Origin of the sequence: Thermocrispum agreste DSM 44070, assembly GCF_000427905.1 — a bacterium.
Taxonomy (GTDB): Bacteria; Actinomycetota; Actinomycetes; order Mycobacteriales; family Pseudonocardiaceae; genus Thermocrispum; species Thermocrispum agreste.
Genome location: NZ_ATYX01000007.1, coordinates 139,912 through 155,625, shown reverse-complemented (window position 1 = coordinate 155,625; position 15,714 = coordinate 139,912). Strand labels below are relative to the sequence as shown.

Sequence of the window (15,714 nt, the reverse complement as noted above, 5' to 3'; positions counted from 1 at the left end):
GGTGCGCCTGCCGGCCCCCCGATCGAAGTGACGGGTCTTGCGCATTCGGCGGACCTTGACCACCCTCGCCGTCGTCACCGATGCGAACCGTCTGCAAGGGAGTCAGCGTGGACACCGCAACCTCGACCGCCCGGTTCCGGGCCGCCCGTGACCGTTTGCTCGACCTCCGTGACGACTACGACCAGGCCGCCGCCGAGTTCACGTTTCCCGACGTGGGGCCGCGGTGGAACTGGGCGCACGACTGGTTCGACGAGATCGCCCGGGGCAACGACCGCCCGGGCCTGGTGATCCTCGACGAGGCGGGTGAGCGCACGTCGGTCTCGTTCGCGCAGATGGCGCACCGGTCCGACCAGGTCGCCGCCTGGCTGCGGGAGAACGGGATCGGCAAGGGCGACGTCGTGCTCGTCATGCTCGGCAATCAGGTCGAGTTGTGGGACGTGATGCTCGGCGTGATGAAGGTGGGCGCGGTCATCCTCCCGGCGACCACGGCACTCGGCCCGAAGGACCTGCTGGACCGTGTCGAGCGCGCCGAGGCGAGCATGGTGGTCTGCAACCCGGGCGACACCGGGAAGTTCGCCGACGTGCCCGGGGACTACCGGAAGGTGTCGGTCGGCCCCGCCGACGGATGGCTGAACCTGCAGCAGGCCTACGGGATCGAGAACCCCGTGGTGGAGCACCCGGGCACGGCCCCGGACGACACGCTGCTGCTCTACTTCACCAGCGGCACGACGTCCCGGCCGAAGCTGGTGGTCCACACGCAGGCCTCGTACCCGGTGGGGCATCTGTCGACGATGTACTGGCTGGGCATCCGCCCCGGTGACGTCCACCTGAACATCTCCTCGCCCGGCTGGGCCAAGCACGCGTGGTCGTGCTTCTTCGCGCCGTACAACGCCGAGGCGACCGTGCTGGTGTACAACTACGCGCGATTCGACGCGGCGTCGTTGCTGACCCGGCTGCGCGACGAGGCGGTGAACTCGTTCTGCGCTCCGCCGACGGTCTGGCGGATGCTGATCAACGCGGATCTGGGTGGCAAGCCGGAGTCGTTGCGGGAGCTGGTGGCCGCCGGTGAACCGCTCAACCCCGAGGTGATCAGCCAGGTGGAGCGCCGGTGGGGCGTGACCATCCGGGACGGCTACGGCCAGACGGAGACGACTGCGCAGATCGGCAACACCCCGGGCTCGCCGGTGAAGCCGGGTTCGATGGGGCGGCCGCTGCCTGCGATTCCGACGGTCCTGGTCGACCCCACCACCGGGAAGGTGGTCGAAGGCGTCGGCGAGGGGGAGATCTGCCTCGACCTGTCGGCACATCCGGTGGCGCTCATGACCGGCTATCGCGGCGACGAGGCACGCAACGCGGAAGCCATGGCGGGCGGCTTCTACCACACCGGCGACGTGGCTTCCCGGGACGAGGACGGCTACATCACCTACATCGGCCGGACCGACGACGTGTTCAAGGCGTCCGACTACAAGATCAGCCCGTTCGAGCTGGAGAGCGTGCTCATCGAGCACCCGGCGGTGGCCGAGGCGGCGGTCGTGCCCGCTCCGGACGAGGTGCGGCTGGCGGTGCCGAAGGCCTACGTGGCGCTGGCTCCCGGCTACGAGCCGACCGAGCAGACCGCGTTCGACATCCTCAAGTACGCCCGGGAACACCTCGCGCCGTACCAGCGGGTGCGCCGCCTGGAGTTCGCCGAGTTGCCGAAGACGATCTCCGGCAAGATCCGCCGGGTCGAGCTGAGGCAGCGGGAGCAGTCGTCGGCCGGGCAGGCTCGTTCGGGGGAGTGGCGGGACGACCAGTTCCCGCAGCTGAAGGGCGGGCAGTCCGGCTGAGCGGAGCGCGGCCGGCTGCCCGCGCTCTCGCAGGGCACTCGCTCAGCGTGGTGACGGAGACCTGCGCCCATCTGTGTGTGCGGGATGGGGCGGTGGGTGCCGGTCGTCAGTCGGGCGGCTTCGCTTGCGCCCATCTGTGTGTGCGGGGCGGGGCGGTGGGTGCTGGTCGTCAGTCGGGCGGCTTCGCTTGCGCCCATCTGTGTGTGCGGGGGGGGGCGGTGGGTGCGGGTCGTCAGTCGGGCGGCTTCGCTTGCGCCCATCTGTGTGCGCGGACAGGACGGCGTGGCCCGGCAGCGCGTCCAGGAAGCGTCAGGGCATCGTGTCCAGCGCCCCGTTCGACTCGTCACGTGCACTGCGCGTAAGTGCCCGTGTCCGGCTGGGTTCGGCCGTGGCAGGCCACGTGGAGACGAAAACGGCCCCGACTGGCGTTTCCGCTGGTCGGGGCCGTTCTTTCAGGTCTTGCGCTGTGCGCCCTTGGCAGGATTCGAACCTGCGACACCTGCCTCCGGAGGGCAGTGCTCTATCCACTGAGCTACAAGGGCAACCACCGGTGTGGTGTGCTGTAGCAAGAGTAGCGCATGCCCGTAGCGGCCTTGTCATGCGGTCGGCATCACGGCGCCGGGGCGTTGCGTGAACATATGCGCATCTGACAATGTGTCTGCACCGACCCGGTGGGTTATCCGCACCGACCCAGTGGGTTACCTCGGGCAAGACCGACGGAGAGGGAGACGCAGTGGGCCACCACCACCACCACGGTCCGACGCGGCCGGGGCACGCATCGGGGCGCTACCTCAAGCGCTTGCTGGCGGCGTTCGGCATCGGCTTGACGATCCTGGTGCTGGAAGTGGCCGTCGGCGTGCTCACCGGCTCCCTGGCCCTGCTCTCCGACGCCGCGCACATGTTCACCGACGTGTTCGGCATCGGCATGGCGTTGGTGGCCATCGTGCTGGCGCGGGTCGCCAAGCCCACGTCCACCCGCACGTTCGGGATGTACCGGGGCGAGGTGCTCTCCGCCTTGCTCAACGCCGCGCTGCTGTTCGCGGTCGCGGGCTACGTGCTCTACGAAGCCGTCACCCGCTTCGCCGCGCCGCCGGACGTGCCGGGGCTGCCGGTGGTCGTCACGGCGCTGGTCGGCCTGGTGGCCAACCTCGTGGCCTTCCTGCTGCTCAGATCCGGCGCGCAGGAGAGCCTCAGCGTGCGCGGCGCCTACCTCGAGGTGCTGGCCGACCTCGTCGGCTCGGTCGCCGTGCTGATCAGCGGCGCCGTCATCCTGCTGACCGGCTGGCGTTACGCCGACCCGATCATCGGTGTCGCCCTGGCTGTCTACGTCCTGCCGCGGGCGGTCGGCCTGGCGCGGCGGTCGCTGCGCATCCTGTTCCAGCACGCGCCGGAGCGGATCGACGTCGAGCGGGTAGCCGGCCAGCTGGAGCGCATCGCGGGCGTGACGGACGTGCACGACCTGCACATCTGGACGCTCACGTCCGGTATGGAAGTGGCGTCGGCGCATCTGACCATCGACGACGACGCCGACAGCGCCGAGGTGCTGGCCGAGGCGCAGCGCGTACTGGCGGACGACTTCCACATCGAGCACGCGACCATGCAGGTCGAACCGCGCAGCGCGGCGGCGCGGTGCGCCGAACTCAGTTGGTGATCCCCCAGTCGTGGAACACGGCCCGGCCTCGGCGGCCGGGCCGTAGGGGTGATCAGGCTACCGCGTGACCCGTCGGTGCAGTCGGCTTCTCCGGGCGAACGGTCAACGCCCGCGCGGCATCGGCGATCTTCAGGTTGTGCGCGCGGCAGTACGAGCGGAGCAGCTGGAACGCTTCGTCGACCGTGATCCGGTAGCGTTCCGACAGAATTCCCTTGGCTTGTTCGATGGCGATCCGGCTCTCCAGCGCGTGCTGCAGCTGTTCACTCAGGGTCTTGTAGTGCTGGACCGTCTTCAGAAGCTCGGCTTCCCTGGATCTAGGCATTCCCGACCTCCTCGGCAACTGATGCTCTCAGCGCCGGCGGGTGGCAGGAAGGGCAAAAAGTCCCCAACCATGCGGGAACCTCGGCCGCTCAACGGCCCTGGTCGTTGCGCAGCTTCGCGGCGAGTACCGCGACCTGCGTGCGGCGCTGCATCCCCAGCTTGGTCAGCAGGCGGGAGACGTAATTCTTCACCGTCTTCTCGGCGAGGAACATGCGCTCGGAGATCTGCCGGTTGGTCAATCCTTCCCCAATCAGCTCGAGCAACGTCCGTTCCCGTTCGGTCAGCGACGCCAGCGGGCCTTCCGGTTTGGTGTCCGAGCGCAATTTGGTGATCAATGCACTGGCCGCCCGGTTGTCCAGCAGCGATCGGCCACTCGCCACGTCCCGCACCGCGCGGACCAGGTCCATGCCCTTGATGTCCTTGATCACGTAACCGCTGGCGCCCGCCATGATCGCGTCCAGCATGGCCTGCTCGTCGGTGAAGGAGGTGAGCATCAGGCAGTGCAGCTGCGGCATCGACGAGCGCAGCTCTCGGCACAGCTCCACCCCGTTGCCGTCGGGCAGCCGGACGTCGAGCACCGCGACGTCCGGTTTCAGCGCCGGGATCCTGGCCAACGCCTGATCGGCCGTGGCGGCTTCGCCGACGACGGCCAGCTCGGGATCGGATTCCAGCATGTCCGCCACACCGCGGCGGACCACCTCGTGGTCGTCGACCAGGAACACCCGGATCATGCGACACCCTCCCGCTGGCCGTTGGCAGGCACGGCAGCGGGAGGGTCCGGCACGGTCCGCCCGCTGCCGCGTCAGCCGAGATCGATCACCGCGGGTCCGGCAGGCGTCGAGTACAGGGCCTCGATGTCCGCCGCGTATTTCTCGGCGATCGGCTTGCGCTTCAGTTTCATCGTAGGCGTAATTTCGTCCCCGCCGGGTTCCCAGAATTGCGGCAGGATGACGAACCGCTTGATTTGCTCCACCCGGGACAGCCGCTTGTTGCCTTCCCGGATGTCCGCGGTCACCGCGTCGCGCACCTTCGGATTCTCCGCCGCGGCGGACGGCGTCAGCTCGGCCAGGCCGAAATCATCCTTCTTGGCCTGCACTGCTTCCGGATCCAGGACCACCAGCGCGGTGATGTACGGCCGGTTGTCGCCGATCGCGACCACTTGGCCGATCAACGGTGACGCCGCCTTCATCGCGTTTTCGATGTTGGTCGGCGACATGTTCTTGCCGGCCTCGTTGATGATCAATTCCTTCTTGCGGTCGACGATGCGCACGTATCCGTCTTCGTCGATCGTGCCGATGTCACCGGTGTGCAGCCAGCCGTCGGCGTCGATCGCTTCCGCGGTCTTGTCCGGCTGTTTGCGGTAGCCGCGCATCACCACGGCCCCGCGCAGCAGCAGCTCGCCGTCCTCCGCCAGCTTCACCTCGATGCCGTGCATCGGCCTGCCGACCGTCCCGACCCGGTTGGCACCCGCCACGTTGGACGTGGCGCCGCCGCAGTTCTCCGACATGCCCCACACCTCGTAGACCGGGATGCCGAGGCCCCAGAAGAAGTACAGGGTGTCGATCGGGATGGCGGCCGCCCCGCTGATGCCGTGCCGCAGCTGGTCGAAACCCAGCGCGTGGCGGATCTTGCCGAGCACCAGCCGGTCCGCCAGCTGCGCCTGGATCCGCAGCGGCAGCGGGACGCTCTCGCCGTTCAGCCGCAGCTTGGCCGCCCTGATCCCGACGTCCACCGCCCAGCCGGCCAGCTTCTTCTTGATCGGGCTTTCCTCCGCGGCCAGCTTGGCCTCGACGCCCGCCTTGAGCTTCTGCCACACCCGCGGCACGCCCAGCCACACTGTCGGCCGGGTGTCCGGCAGCGCGGCCGCGATGGCGCGCGGGTCGTCCACCGTGGTGACCTGGACGCCCATCAGCAGGTTCGCGTAGTGCGCGGTCATCCGGTCCGCGATGTGGGCGTGCGGCAGGTACGAGGTGATCCGGTCGTCCGCGGTGGTCGCGGTGAGCTTGACGATGGCGTCGGCCTCGGCCATCAGGTTGGCGTGGGTGATCTCCACGCCCTTCGGCGGGCCGGTGGTGCCGGAGGTGTAGATGACCGTGGCCAGATCCGACGGCCGGACCGCCTGCCACGTGGCCTCGAAGTCGAAGTCGTCCGAACCGCGTGCCATGACGTCGTCCAGCGTCAGCGTGCCTTCGCCCGCCTCGCCGTCGACCACCACGACGTGCTCGACGTCCGACTGAGTCGCCTGGATCGTCTTGAGGAACTTCTGCTCGGTGACGACCACCTTGTTGTCGGCGTTGCTGAACAGGTAGCTGATCTGCTCCGGCGACGAGGTGATGTAGATGGAGAACGGCGCGGCGCCGAGGTGCAGCGCGGCCGTGTCGACCAGGTGGAACTCCGGCCGGTTGGTCAGCAGCACGCCGACCGTGTCGCCGTGGCCGACCCCCAGAGCGGCGAACCCGGCGGCGAGTTTGCGTACCCGGTCGGCGTACTCCCGCCAGGTGATGGCGACCTTGTTCCCCGGCGTCCGCAACGCCACCGCGGACGGGCGTAGCCGGGCGGTTTCCTGGAACGCCTCCGGCAGCGTCCGTACCTTCTTGCCACTCTGATGTGTCAGCGCGATCTCGCCAGTCGTGGTCATCGTTGGCCTTTCCCAGCTCGGCTGCTGCGACCGCCGGTAACCCCGGCCACTGCAGACTAGGGTCTGAACGTGACGGGTTTCACTCCTTGACCGATCAATCGTGACCATTCCGAAGTCATTCCGGACACGCCCGTATCCGGATCACGCCGCGCGGCTCCGCCTTTCCGGGGAACGTGCCGGCAAGATCGTTTCCTTCCGGCGGGCCAGCCGTTGAACCAGCCATGCGCGAGCCATCGGACCCCGAGACCGCTTCCCGCATGCCCCGGATCCGTCGCCGCTCGGTCATCCGAGCAGGCGGGGCCGCCGCCCTGGCCGTCCCCGCGCTGAGCTTGCCTTTCGCGCGTGCTCAAACGGACGTCTTTCGCCACGGTGTGGCGTCGGGCGATCCGTTGCCGGATCGCGTCATCCTCTGGACCCGGGTGACCCCGGCCGCCGACGCCGTGCCCGGTTCCGGCCGAGGCCCGCAGGTCGCCGTCACCTGGCAAGTCGCCACCGACGCGGACTTCACCTCCGTGGTCGCCGGTGGCGAGGTGACCACCGGGCCGGACCGCGACCACACGGTCAAGGTCGACGCCGGGGGTTTGCGGCCGGGGACCGAGTACTACTACCGGTTCTCCTGCCTCGGCAGCTCTTCACCGGTCGGGCGCACCCGGACCGCTCCGGCCGACGGGGTCGTGCCTGCCCGCCTGCGGTTCGGTGTCGTGTCGTGTGCCAACTGGCAGGCCGGGCACTTCGCCGCTTACCGGCGGATGGCCGAACGCGGCGATCTGGATGCCGTCCTGCACCTCGGCGACTACCTGTACGAGTACGGGCCCAACGAGTACGGCACGTTCCGGCCGCATGATCCGCCGCACGAAATGACCACGCTGTCGGACTACCGGCGACGCCACGCGCAGTACAAGACCGATCCGAGCTTGCAGGCGCTGCATGCCGCGTGCCCGTGGATCGTCACCTGGGACGACCACGAGTTCGCCAACGACGCGTGGTCCGGTGGCGCGGAGAACCACACCGAGGGTTCCGAGGGCACCTGGGCCGAGCGCCGTGCCGCGGCCAAGCAGGCGTACCGGGAGTGGATGCCGGTCCGGCTCGGGCCGGGCGGCGTGATCTACCGCAGGCTTCGGTTCGGCGCGCTGGCCGAACTCACCATGCTCGACCTGCGCAGTTATCGCTCTCGTCAGCTCGACGTCGGACAGGCAGGCCGGGCGGACGACCCGGATCAGGTCATGGCGGGCGATGCGCAGCTGGCGTTCCTGCAGGAGTCGTTGCGCGCCGACGTGCAGTGGAAGCTGATCGGCACGTCGGTGATGTTCGCGCCGTTGCTGCTTCCACCGGTGCCGCGCATCATCGGCAAGCCGTTGGCGGACCTGCTCGGCCTGTTGCCCGAGGACGGCGGGCCGATCAACTACGACCAGTGGGACGGCTACCAGTACGAGCGGCGTCAGCTGGTCCGGCAGCTGCGCCGCGAGCGAGTGCGCGACACGGTCTTCCTGACCGGCGACATCCACATGTCGTTCGCTGCCGAGATCCCGGTCGACGCCGGTGCGTACCCGCTGTCGCCGACGGTGGCGACCGAGTTCGTCGTCCCGTCGGTGACTTCGGACAACTTGGACGACATCGCCGGTGTGCCGCCGCGAACCGCCTCGATCGCGGTGGAAACGGCGGCCCGCACGCTCAATCGCCACCTGAAGTACGCGGAGATGGATTCGCACGGTTTCGCGGTGCTGGACGTGACGCCGGAACGGACCCAGTGCGACTGGTACTACCTGGCCGACCGGGAAGCCCCGGACAGCCCGGCAAAGCACGCCCGTTCGATGATCACTCCAGCCGGTGCGCAACGGTTGAGATCGGTTGCGAATCCGGTGTAGAACGGCAGACTGAAGCGCGATGTGGCTCTCCGAACTGGCCGACGCGCTGACAAGTGCCGTTCGTGGCGAGGTGGATTTCTCTGCTCGACGCCGCGCCGAGTACAGCTCCGACGCGTCGAACTACCGCAAAGTCCCGCTGGGCGTGGTGTTTCCGCGCGACGCCGACGACGTGGCCGCTGCCGTGCAGGTGTGCGCCGAGCACGACGTGCCGATCACCACGCGAGGTGGTGGCACGTCGATCGCCGGCAACGCGATCGGCTCCGGCGTGGTGCTCGACCTGTCGCGGCACATGAACCGGATCATCTCCGTCGATCCGCACGCCAGGACGGCGCGGGTGGAAGCCGGCGTCGTGCCCGGGGCGCTCAACGCCGTGCTTGCCGAGTACGGGCTGCGGTTCGGGCCGGACCCGTCGACCCATGCCCGCTGCACGATCGGCGGGATGATCGGCAACGACGCGTGCGGCTCGCACTCGGTCGCGTGGGGACGGACTTCGGACAACGTCCTCGAGCTGGACGTGCTCTGCTACGACGGCACCAGGATGACGCTCGGTCCGATGAGCCAGTCGGAGCTGGACGTGGTGATCAGCCGGGGCGGCAGGCCGGGGCGCATCCACGCCGCGCTGCGGGGGCTGGCCGAGGAGCATCAGGCGGTGCTGCGTAGCGAGCTGGGCCGGTTCTCCCGCCAGGTTTCCGGTTACGCGCTGCATCACCTGTTGCCGGAGAACGGCTGCAACGCGGCGCGGGCACTCGTCGGCAGCGAGGGCACGTGCGTGATCGTGCTGGCTGCGACGATCAAGCTGGTGCCCCTGCCGCAGTGCCAACGGCTGATCGTGGTGGGCTTCCCGGATTCGATCGCGGCGGCCGACGCCGTCCCGGCGATCCTTGAACACAAGCCGCTGACGTGCGAAGGCATGGACGACCGCATCCTCGACGTGCTCCGTGATCGTCGTCCGGACGCGGTCCCCGAGGGGGTGCTGCCCAGGGGATCGGCGTGGCTGCTGGTGGACGTGGAGGCGGCCGCGTGGGAAGCCGAGGAGATGGTCAAGGCGCTGCGGGGCATCGACGGTGTGCTGGACGTCCGGGTGGTGGAGGATCCGGCGGCGCAGCGCACCGTGTGGAAGATCCGTGAGGACGGCTCCGGGCTGGCCACCCGCTCGGTCGACGGGGTGCTGTCCTGGCCGGGCTGGGAAGACGCCGCCGTGCCGCCCCGCAACCTCGGCGCGTACTTGCGCGACTTCCACCGCCTGCTGGACCAGTTCGGCCTGAAGGGCGTGGTGTACGGGCATTTTGGTGAAGGCTGCCTGCACGTCCGGCTGGACTTCAACCTGCAATCGGACGACGGGGTCGCGCATTTCCGGCGGTTCATGGCGGAGGCGGCCAAGTTGGTGGTGGCGCACGGCGGCACGCTGTCCGGCGAGCACGGGGACGGCCGTGCCCGGTCCGAGCACCTGCCCACCATGTACAGCGACGAACTGATCCGGGCGTTCGGCCGGTTCAAGGCGATCTGGGACCCGCGGGGGCGGCTCAACCCCGGGGTGATCGTGGATCCGGCGGGGGTTGCCGACGACCTGCGCATGCGCCACCGGTGGCGGACGCCGCGGGTCGAGCTGGCCTTGCGGGAGGACGGCGGCGAGCTGGGCCGGGCCGTGCATCGCTGTGTCGGTGTCGCGCGCTGCCGCACCGGCTCCGGCGGCGTGATGTGCCCGAGCTATCGCGCCACCAGGGACGAGAAGGACTCCACCCGTGGCCGGGCTCGGGTGCTGCAGGAGATGTTGCTCGGCGAGACGGTCACCAAGGGCTGGAAATCACCGGAAGTCGCCGAAGCACTGGATCTGTGCCTGTCGTGCAAGGGCTGCAAGATCGACTGCCCGGTCGGCGTCGACATGGCCAGCTACAAGTCGGAGTACCTGTACCAGCGGTACAAGCATCGGCTGCGGCCTGCGTCGCACTACTCGATGGGCTGGCTGCCCCGGCTGGCGCGGATCGCCGCCAAGGCTCCGCGGGTGGTCAACTGGGTCGCTTCGTCGAAGATCACCAGCGGGCTGGTCAAGCGCATGGGTGGTATCGCGCCCCAGCGTCGTATCCCGGCCTTCGCCCGGCGTCCGTTCACCGAGGTGTTCGACCAGGGCCTGCGGCAGGAACCGTTGCCGGAGAAGTCGGTGCTGCTGTGGCCGGACACGTTCACCAACTACTTCGCCCCGGCCATCGGGCAGGCGGCCGTGCGGGTGCTGCGGGCGGCCGGGTTCGACGTGCTGCTGCCGTCGCGGCCGGTGTGCTGCGGGCTGACCTGGCTCAGCACCGGGCAGCTGAAGGCGGCCCGGCGCAAGCTCCGCCACGCGCTGCGCACGGTGGCGCCGGTGGTGTCGGCGGGCGTGCCCATGCTGGTGCTGGAACCCAGTTGTGCCGCGCTGTTCCGGTCGGACGCCACCGAACTGCTCCCGGACGACGCCGACGCGCGGATGCTCGCCGACAACACGTACACCCTCGCCGAGCTGCTGGCGAAGTTCGCTCCGGACTGGGAGGTGCCGAAGGCGAAGGAGGGCGAGCAGGCAGCCCTGCAGGTGCATTGCCACCAGCACGCCGTCATGGGCGCCGGTCCTGACGCAGCGTTGCTCCGCGCCACCGGTGCGGCGACCACCGTGCTGGACGCGGGGTGTTGCGGGCTGGCCGGGAACTTCGGCTTCGAGCGCGGGCACTACGAGGTTTCTCGCAAGGTGGCCGAGCAGGGTGTGCTGCCCGCGCTGGCGGCCCAGCCACCCGGCACCGCGGTGGTCGCCGACGGGTTCAGCTGCCGGACCCAGTTCGAACAACTGGCCGGGATCCGGTCGCGGCACCTGGCCGAAGTGCTCGCCGCGCGACTCGATCTGGAGAGCACGCAAGCCCAGAGGCTGTAGCGCCGGGCGATTCCGGCCCGTGCGACACCGCTCCGGTTCGATGACGCCGGAGGCGCGTTGCCGGGGGCGTCGAGACTGTGCCGTCAGTGTGCCCGACACCGGAGTCGACATCATCCAAACAGCCGGGCACATCCTGCGCCATCTGATCGGACTCGGAGTTGTCTCGCGCGTACGCTTGCCCGGTCTGCGGGTGATCGAGAACGATGGAGCGGCTCTCACAGAGCAGAAATCCGGAACAACGCGAGGGTAGCCTGCCGGGCATGGTACGCGCGCTGATCTCACGCGGTGTGGATGCCGGATTCGAGCTGTCGGACGTCGAGCTCGGGCCGACCGGGCCGGGGCAGGTGCGGGTGGCGGTCCGGGGTGCCGGCGTGTGTCATTCCGACCTGTCCATGGTGAACGGGGTGCTTGCCCCGTCGTTTCCCCTGGTACTCGGCCACGAGGCGGCCGGAGTCGTGACCGAGGTCGGTGACGGCGTCAGCCGCGTGCGGGCAGGTGACCACGTGGTGCTCAACTGGAGCCCGCCGTGCCGCGAGTGCTGGTTCTGCCGGCAAGGAGAGCCGTGGCTGTGCACCACGAACGAGGGCGTGGCCTCGGTGCCGCGCGGCCGCCTGGCGGACGGTACGGAAACACACGTCACGCTCGGCGTGGGGGGACTGGCCGAGGAAGTGCTGGTGGGGGAGAACGCCGTGATCCCGGTGCCGGCCGAGCTGCCGCTGGCGGAGGCCGCCCTCCTCGGCTGTGCCGTGCTCACCGGCGTGGGCGCTGTGCGCAACACGGCGAGGGTGCGGCAGGGGGAGTCGGTCGCCGTGGTCGGCCTCGGCGGGGTCGGCCTGTCCGTGATCCTCGGGGCGCGGCTGGCCGGGGCAGGCCGGATCGTGGCGCTCGACGTCAACGAGAGCAAAGCCGATCTGGCCAAGGCCGCCGGCGCCACGGACTTCGTCGTCGCCGACAAGTCGGCTCCGAAGACAGTCCGCGCGATGACCGAAGGGCGCGGTGCGGACGTCGCCTTCGAGTGCGTCGGACGTTCGGCGGCGATCCGGACGGCGTGGTCGAGCACCAGGCGTGGCGGGCGGGTGATCACGCTCGGCGTCGGCTCCCGCGATGATCACGTGTCGTTCAACGGGCTGGAGCTCTACCACTTCGCCCGCACGCTCAGCAGCTCCATCTACGGCACTGCCGATCCCGACGTCGACGTGCCCGAGCTGGCGAAAGCGGTGCTCGACGGCAGGCTCGACCTCGGCGCCCTGATCACCCATCGCATTCGCCTGGAAGACGCCCCGGAGGCGTTCGACCGCCTCGCCAAGGGCGACGGCGGCCGAACGCTGGTGGTGTTCGACCAGCCCGGGGCGGGGCCGAGCCACGGCTACGGCACGTAGACGACGCGGTCGTCGCTGGAGGCGTCCCACGTCTCGGCCACATCGGCAAGCGGCACCGGGCGTGCAGGCACGTCGATCGCGCTGCTGTGCACCGCATCGGCGATGGCTGGGAGCTCGGTGAGGATGTCCGGCAGGGCCACCGAGCCGACGCCGCTTCCGCACAGCTGCACCCGGGCGGCCCGGAGCAGTTCCGCGTCGAGTTCGAGGGTCTGCCCGGCGACCGAACCGATCTGAATCCAGTCGAGCGCGGTGGAACGCAAAGCGCGGGACATCACCACCGAGCGCATCGCGCGAGCAGACGGTTCGCCCCACACGAAGTCGAGCACTACGTCGGCGTTGGCCACCGAGTCGATCTGGTCGTAGGTCACCGCGGCGTCGGCTCCCAGGTCGGTCAGCCCGGCCAGGCGGGACGGGTTCCGGCCCGCCGCAGCCACGTACGACGCCCCCAGGTGCCTGGCGATCTGCACGGCCATCCGGCCGGCGACGCCGGTGGCGCCGAGGACGAGCACCCGGCTGCCCGGCCGGAACGTGACGCGGCGGCGCAGCGCCAGCCACGAGGCCATTGCCGGGTTCATCGCGGCCGCGATGCGCACCGGGTCGATGTCGTCCGGCAGCGGCACGGTGTAGCGGCGATCGATGACCGTGCGTTCGGCGAACGTGCCGAGCGGACGGTCGCGCAGGACCGCGTACCAGAGCCTTCCGTTCTCGTCGCGGACGACGCCGTCGACGCCGGGAACCAGGGGGAGCGTGGCCCGGGCCGCGTAGTGCGACCCGGTCGCGTGTCCTCGGGTCAGCCGGTGCAGTGGCGCGGCAAGGACCTCGACCACGGCTTCCCCCGGCCCTTCGGCGACCGGATCGGGGTGCTCGCCGTACTGCGGCGGTGCGGCCAAGTCGGTGAGAACGGCGGCGTGCATGACTCCTCCAAGTGGTTGGTATTACAAGTTGTTGGTAAATCCAACTAACGCCCACACCACTTTGGTTGGTAATGCCAACAATGTCAAGTAGGATCCGGGCATGGCCGCGGACGAGGACCTGATGGATGCCCTGGTGCGTACGACGTTCCGGGTCATGGCCGTGCTGACCCGGGCCGGTGCGGCGCACGACTTGTCCCTGACGCAGCTGCGCGTGCTGGGGATCCTGCGAGATCGCCGGCCCCGGATGACCGAGCTCGCGGCGTTTCTCGGCCTGGACAAGTCCACGATGTCGGGCCTGGTGGAGCGCGCCGAGCGGCGCGGCCTGATGGTCCGGGGTCGGTCGCCGGAGGATCGCCGGGCGGTGGACGTCGCGCTCACCGAGCAGGGGCGGGAGCTGTTCGACAAGGTGCGGCGGGATGTCGTGGCCGAGCTGGCGCCGTTCGTCGGGCGGCTCGACGAGGCGCAGCAGTGCGATCTGACGCGGCTGCTGGATGTCTTGACTGCGGCCGATCGGGCCGGCGTCGAGTTCGCCTCCGAGCCGTAGGCGAAGCGGTGACGGTGGCTTCAGGAGAGGTGACCGGCTGCCGTCGGACTGCCCGGCACCTGACCGTGCCGCGATTCGTGGCGGTGCCCGGTGATCGGTGGCCTGCGCGGATGTGCCGGGTGTCGGCTCGGTGTGCGCGCTTTACATCCTGCGTTCAGGTGTCGGTCTGTTGACACGGCTGGCCGCTCGTGTCAACGTTACGTGTAACTCCAAGTTACACCCAGATCGCCTGGGTCGCGAGCACGCGAGGAGGCGTGGTCATGACATCGGTCGCCGCAGGTCAAGGTGTTCCGGACGGCAACGGGCAGGCCGCATCCGGCAACGACGGCGCGAGCCGGGACGAAGTGAGCTGGCGCGATCCGAAGCGATACGCCTGGATGCTCGGCCTGGTGGTGCCCGCGATCCCGTTCCTCATCTGGCTCGGCTACCAGAGCTGGGAGGGCACCTGGGCCATGCACCTGGTCTGGTGGATGGCTCCGATCGTGGTGTTCGGGCTGATCCCGCTGCTGGACCTGATCATCGGCACCGACGGGGAGAATCCGCCGGACGAGCTGATCGAGTGGCTGGAGAACGACCGCTACTACCGCTGGATCCTCTACTTGTTCCTGCCCATCCAGTACGCCGGGCTGGTGCTGGCCTGCTGGATGTGGACGACCTACGACATGACGTGGTTCGACCGCCTCGGCCTGGCGATCTCGGTCGGCGTGGTGGCGGGCATCGGCATCAACACCGCGCACGAGCTGGGGCACAAGAAGGTCGAGTACGAGCGGTGGTTGGCCCGCGTCGCGCTGGCCCAGACGTTCTACGGTCACTTCTTCATCGAGCACAACCGCGGCCACCACGTGCGGGTCGCCACCCCGGAGGACCCGGCCAGTTCGCGGGTCGGCGAGTCGTTCTACCGGTTCTGGCCGCGCACCGTCTCCGGCAGCCTGCGCAGCGCATGGGCGCTGGAGAAGAAGCGGCTGGCCCGCAGCAACCGCGGCCCGTGGACGCTGCGCAACGACGTGCTGTCCGCCTGGCTGATGTCGGTGGTGCTGTACGGGGCGCTGATCGCCGCGTTCGGCTGGGAGGTCCTGCCGATGCTGCTCATCCAGGCGTTCTTCGGCTTCTCCCTGCTGGAGGTGGTCAACTACCTCGAGCACTACGGGCTGCTGCGGCAGCGCACGGCGAAGGGCGGCCGGTACGAGCGGCCGACCGCACGGCACAGCTGGAACTCGAACAACGTGGTGACCAACGTGTTCCTGTACCACTTGCAGCGGCACAGTGACCACCACGCCAACCCGACGCGCCGGTACCAGGCTCTGCGCGACTACGAGGAGGCTCCGCAGCTTCCCGCCGGATACGCGACGATGATCCTGCTGGCGTTGATCCCGCCGCTGTGGCGCAAGGTGATGGACAAGAGGCTGCTGGCGCACTACAACGGCGACATCACCAAAGCGAACATTCATCCGCCGAAGCGGGACAAGGTGCTGGCCCGTTACGGCGCGAAAGCGGCATCCGCGTGAGGCCAAGGAGACATGAGCAAGTACCAGTGCCCGGTTTGCGAGTACGTCTACGACGAGGAGGTCGGTGCCCCACGGGAGGGTTTCCCGGCGGGCACCCCCTGGTCCGAGGTCCCCGACGACTGGAACTGTCCCGACTGCGGGGTGCGTGACAAGATCGATTTCGAGCCGGTCGGCTGAG

General features: G+C 69.3%; 10 protein-coding genes, 1 tRNA gene and 1 pseudogene. 7 read left to right on the top strand and 5 right to left on the bottom strand.

The features are described from left to right. Positions 1 to 80 precede the first annotated feature (80 nt). Positions 81 to 1,826, top strand: a complete 1,746-nt coding sequence (locus YWY_RS0104985) for an AMP-binding protein (protein ID WP_051309763.1) — start codon at positions 81 to 83, stop codon at positions 1,824 to 1,826. 469 nt (positions 1,827 to 2,295) lie between these two features. Here the strand turns inward: YWY_RS0104985 and YWY_RS0104980 are convergent. Beyond that, a tRNA-Arg gene (locus tag YWY_RS0104980) sits at positions 2,296 to 2,368 on the bottom strand. 191 nt (positions 2,369 to 2,559) lie between these two features. On the opposite strand from YWY_RS0104980, the gene YWY_RS0104975 reads away from it, so the two are divergent. Continuing rightward, positions 2,560 to 3,477: a cation diffusion facilitator family transporter gene (locus tag YWY_RS0104975; protein WP_028846701.1), complete on the top strand. Its 918-nt coding sequence runs from the start codon at positions 2,560 to 2,562 to the stop codon at positions 3,475 to 3,477. A 52-nt stretch (positions 3,478 to 3,529) separates the two neighbouring features. On the opposite strand, the gene YWY_RS20375 is transcribed toward YWY_RS0104975, so the two are convergent. The 3 genes from YWY_RS20375 to YWY_RS0104960 all read right to left on the bottom strand — a co-directional run bounded on the left by YWY_RS20375 (position 3,530) and on the right by YWY_RS0104960 (position 6,436). Next, positions 3,530 to 3,799 (bottom strand): ANTAR domain-containing protein, encoded by a 270-nt coding sequence (locus YWY_RS20375; RefSeq protein ID WP_051309761.1) that lies wholly within the window; start codon positions 3,797 to 3,799, stop codon positions 3,530 to 3,532. A gap of 88 nt (positions 3,800 to 3,887) precedes the next feature. Further along, positions 3,888 to 4,529: a response regulator gene (locus YWY_RS0104965; protein ID WP_028846700.1), complete on the bottom strand. Its 642-nt coding sequence runs from the start codon at positions 4,527 to 4,529 to the stop codon at positions 3,888 to 3,890. Between the two features lie 71 nt (positions 4,530 to 4,600). After that, positions 4,601 to 6,436 carry an AMP-dependent synthetase/ligase gene (locus tag YWY_RS0104960; RefSeq protein WP_028846699.1) on the bottom strand — a complete coding sequence of 612 codons (1,836 nt, stop codon included), beginning with the start codon at positions 6,434 to 6,436 and terminating at the stop codon, positions 4,601 to 4,603. 221 nt (positions 6,437 to 6,657) lie between these two features. Between YWY_RS0104960 and YWY_RS20370 the strand changes: the two genes are divergently transcribed. The 3 genes from YWY_RS20370 (at position 6,658) to YWY_RS20360 (ending at position 12,573) form a co-directional block, all read left to right on the top strand. Further along, entirely contained in the window at positions 6,658 to 8,301 is a 1,644-nt protein-coding gene (locus tag YWY_RS20370) for an alkaline phosphatase D family protein (protein ID WP_038044512.1), read from the top strand. 19 nt (positions 8,302 to 8,320) lie between these two features. Then, complete coding sequence (locus YWY_RS20365; protein ID WP_084608952.1) at positions 8,321 to 11,194, top strand: FAD-binding and (Fe-S)-binding domain-containing protein; 2,874 nt, start codon at positions 8,321 to 8,323, stop codon at positions 11,192 to 11,194. 260 nt (positions 11,195 to 11,454) lie between these two features. Next, on the top strand, positions 11,455 to 12,573 hold the full coding sequence (locus YWY_RS20360; protein WP_156899109.1) for an alcohol dehydrogenase catalytic domain-containing protein: 1,119 nt from the start codon (positions 11,455 to 11,457) through the stop codon (positions 12,571 to 12,573). Here the strand turns inward: YWY_RS20360 and YWY_RS0104940 are convergent. Next, positions 12,561 to 13,487, bottom strand: a complete 927-nt coding sequence (locus tag YWY_RS0104940) for a quinone oxidoreductase family protein (protein WP_028846698.1) — start codon at positions 13,485 to 13,487, stop codon at positions 12,561 to 12,563. The two genes, YWY_RS20360 and YWY_RS0104940, sit on opposite strands and share 13 nt — an antisense overlap. Positions 13,488 to 13,587: 100 nt before the next feature. Between YWY_RS0104940 and YWY_RS0104935 the strand changes: the two genes are divergently transcribed. Continuing rightward, positions 13,588 to 14,031 carry a MarR family winged helix-turn-helix transcriptional regulator gene (locus tag YWY_RS0104935; protein ID WP_028846697.1) on the top strand — a complete coding sequence of 148 codons (444 nt, stop codon included), beginning with the start codon at positions 13,588 to 13,590 and terminating at the stop codon, positions 14,029 to 14,031. A 344-nt stretch (positions 14,032 to 14,375) separates the two neighbouring features. Next, a pseudogene (locus YWY_RS20355) lies at positions 14,376 to 15,713 on the top strand (fatty acid desaturase). Position 15,714: the final 1 nt, after the last annotated feature.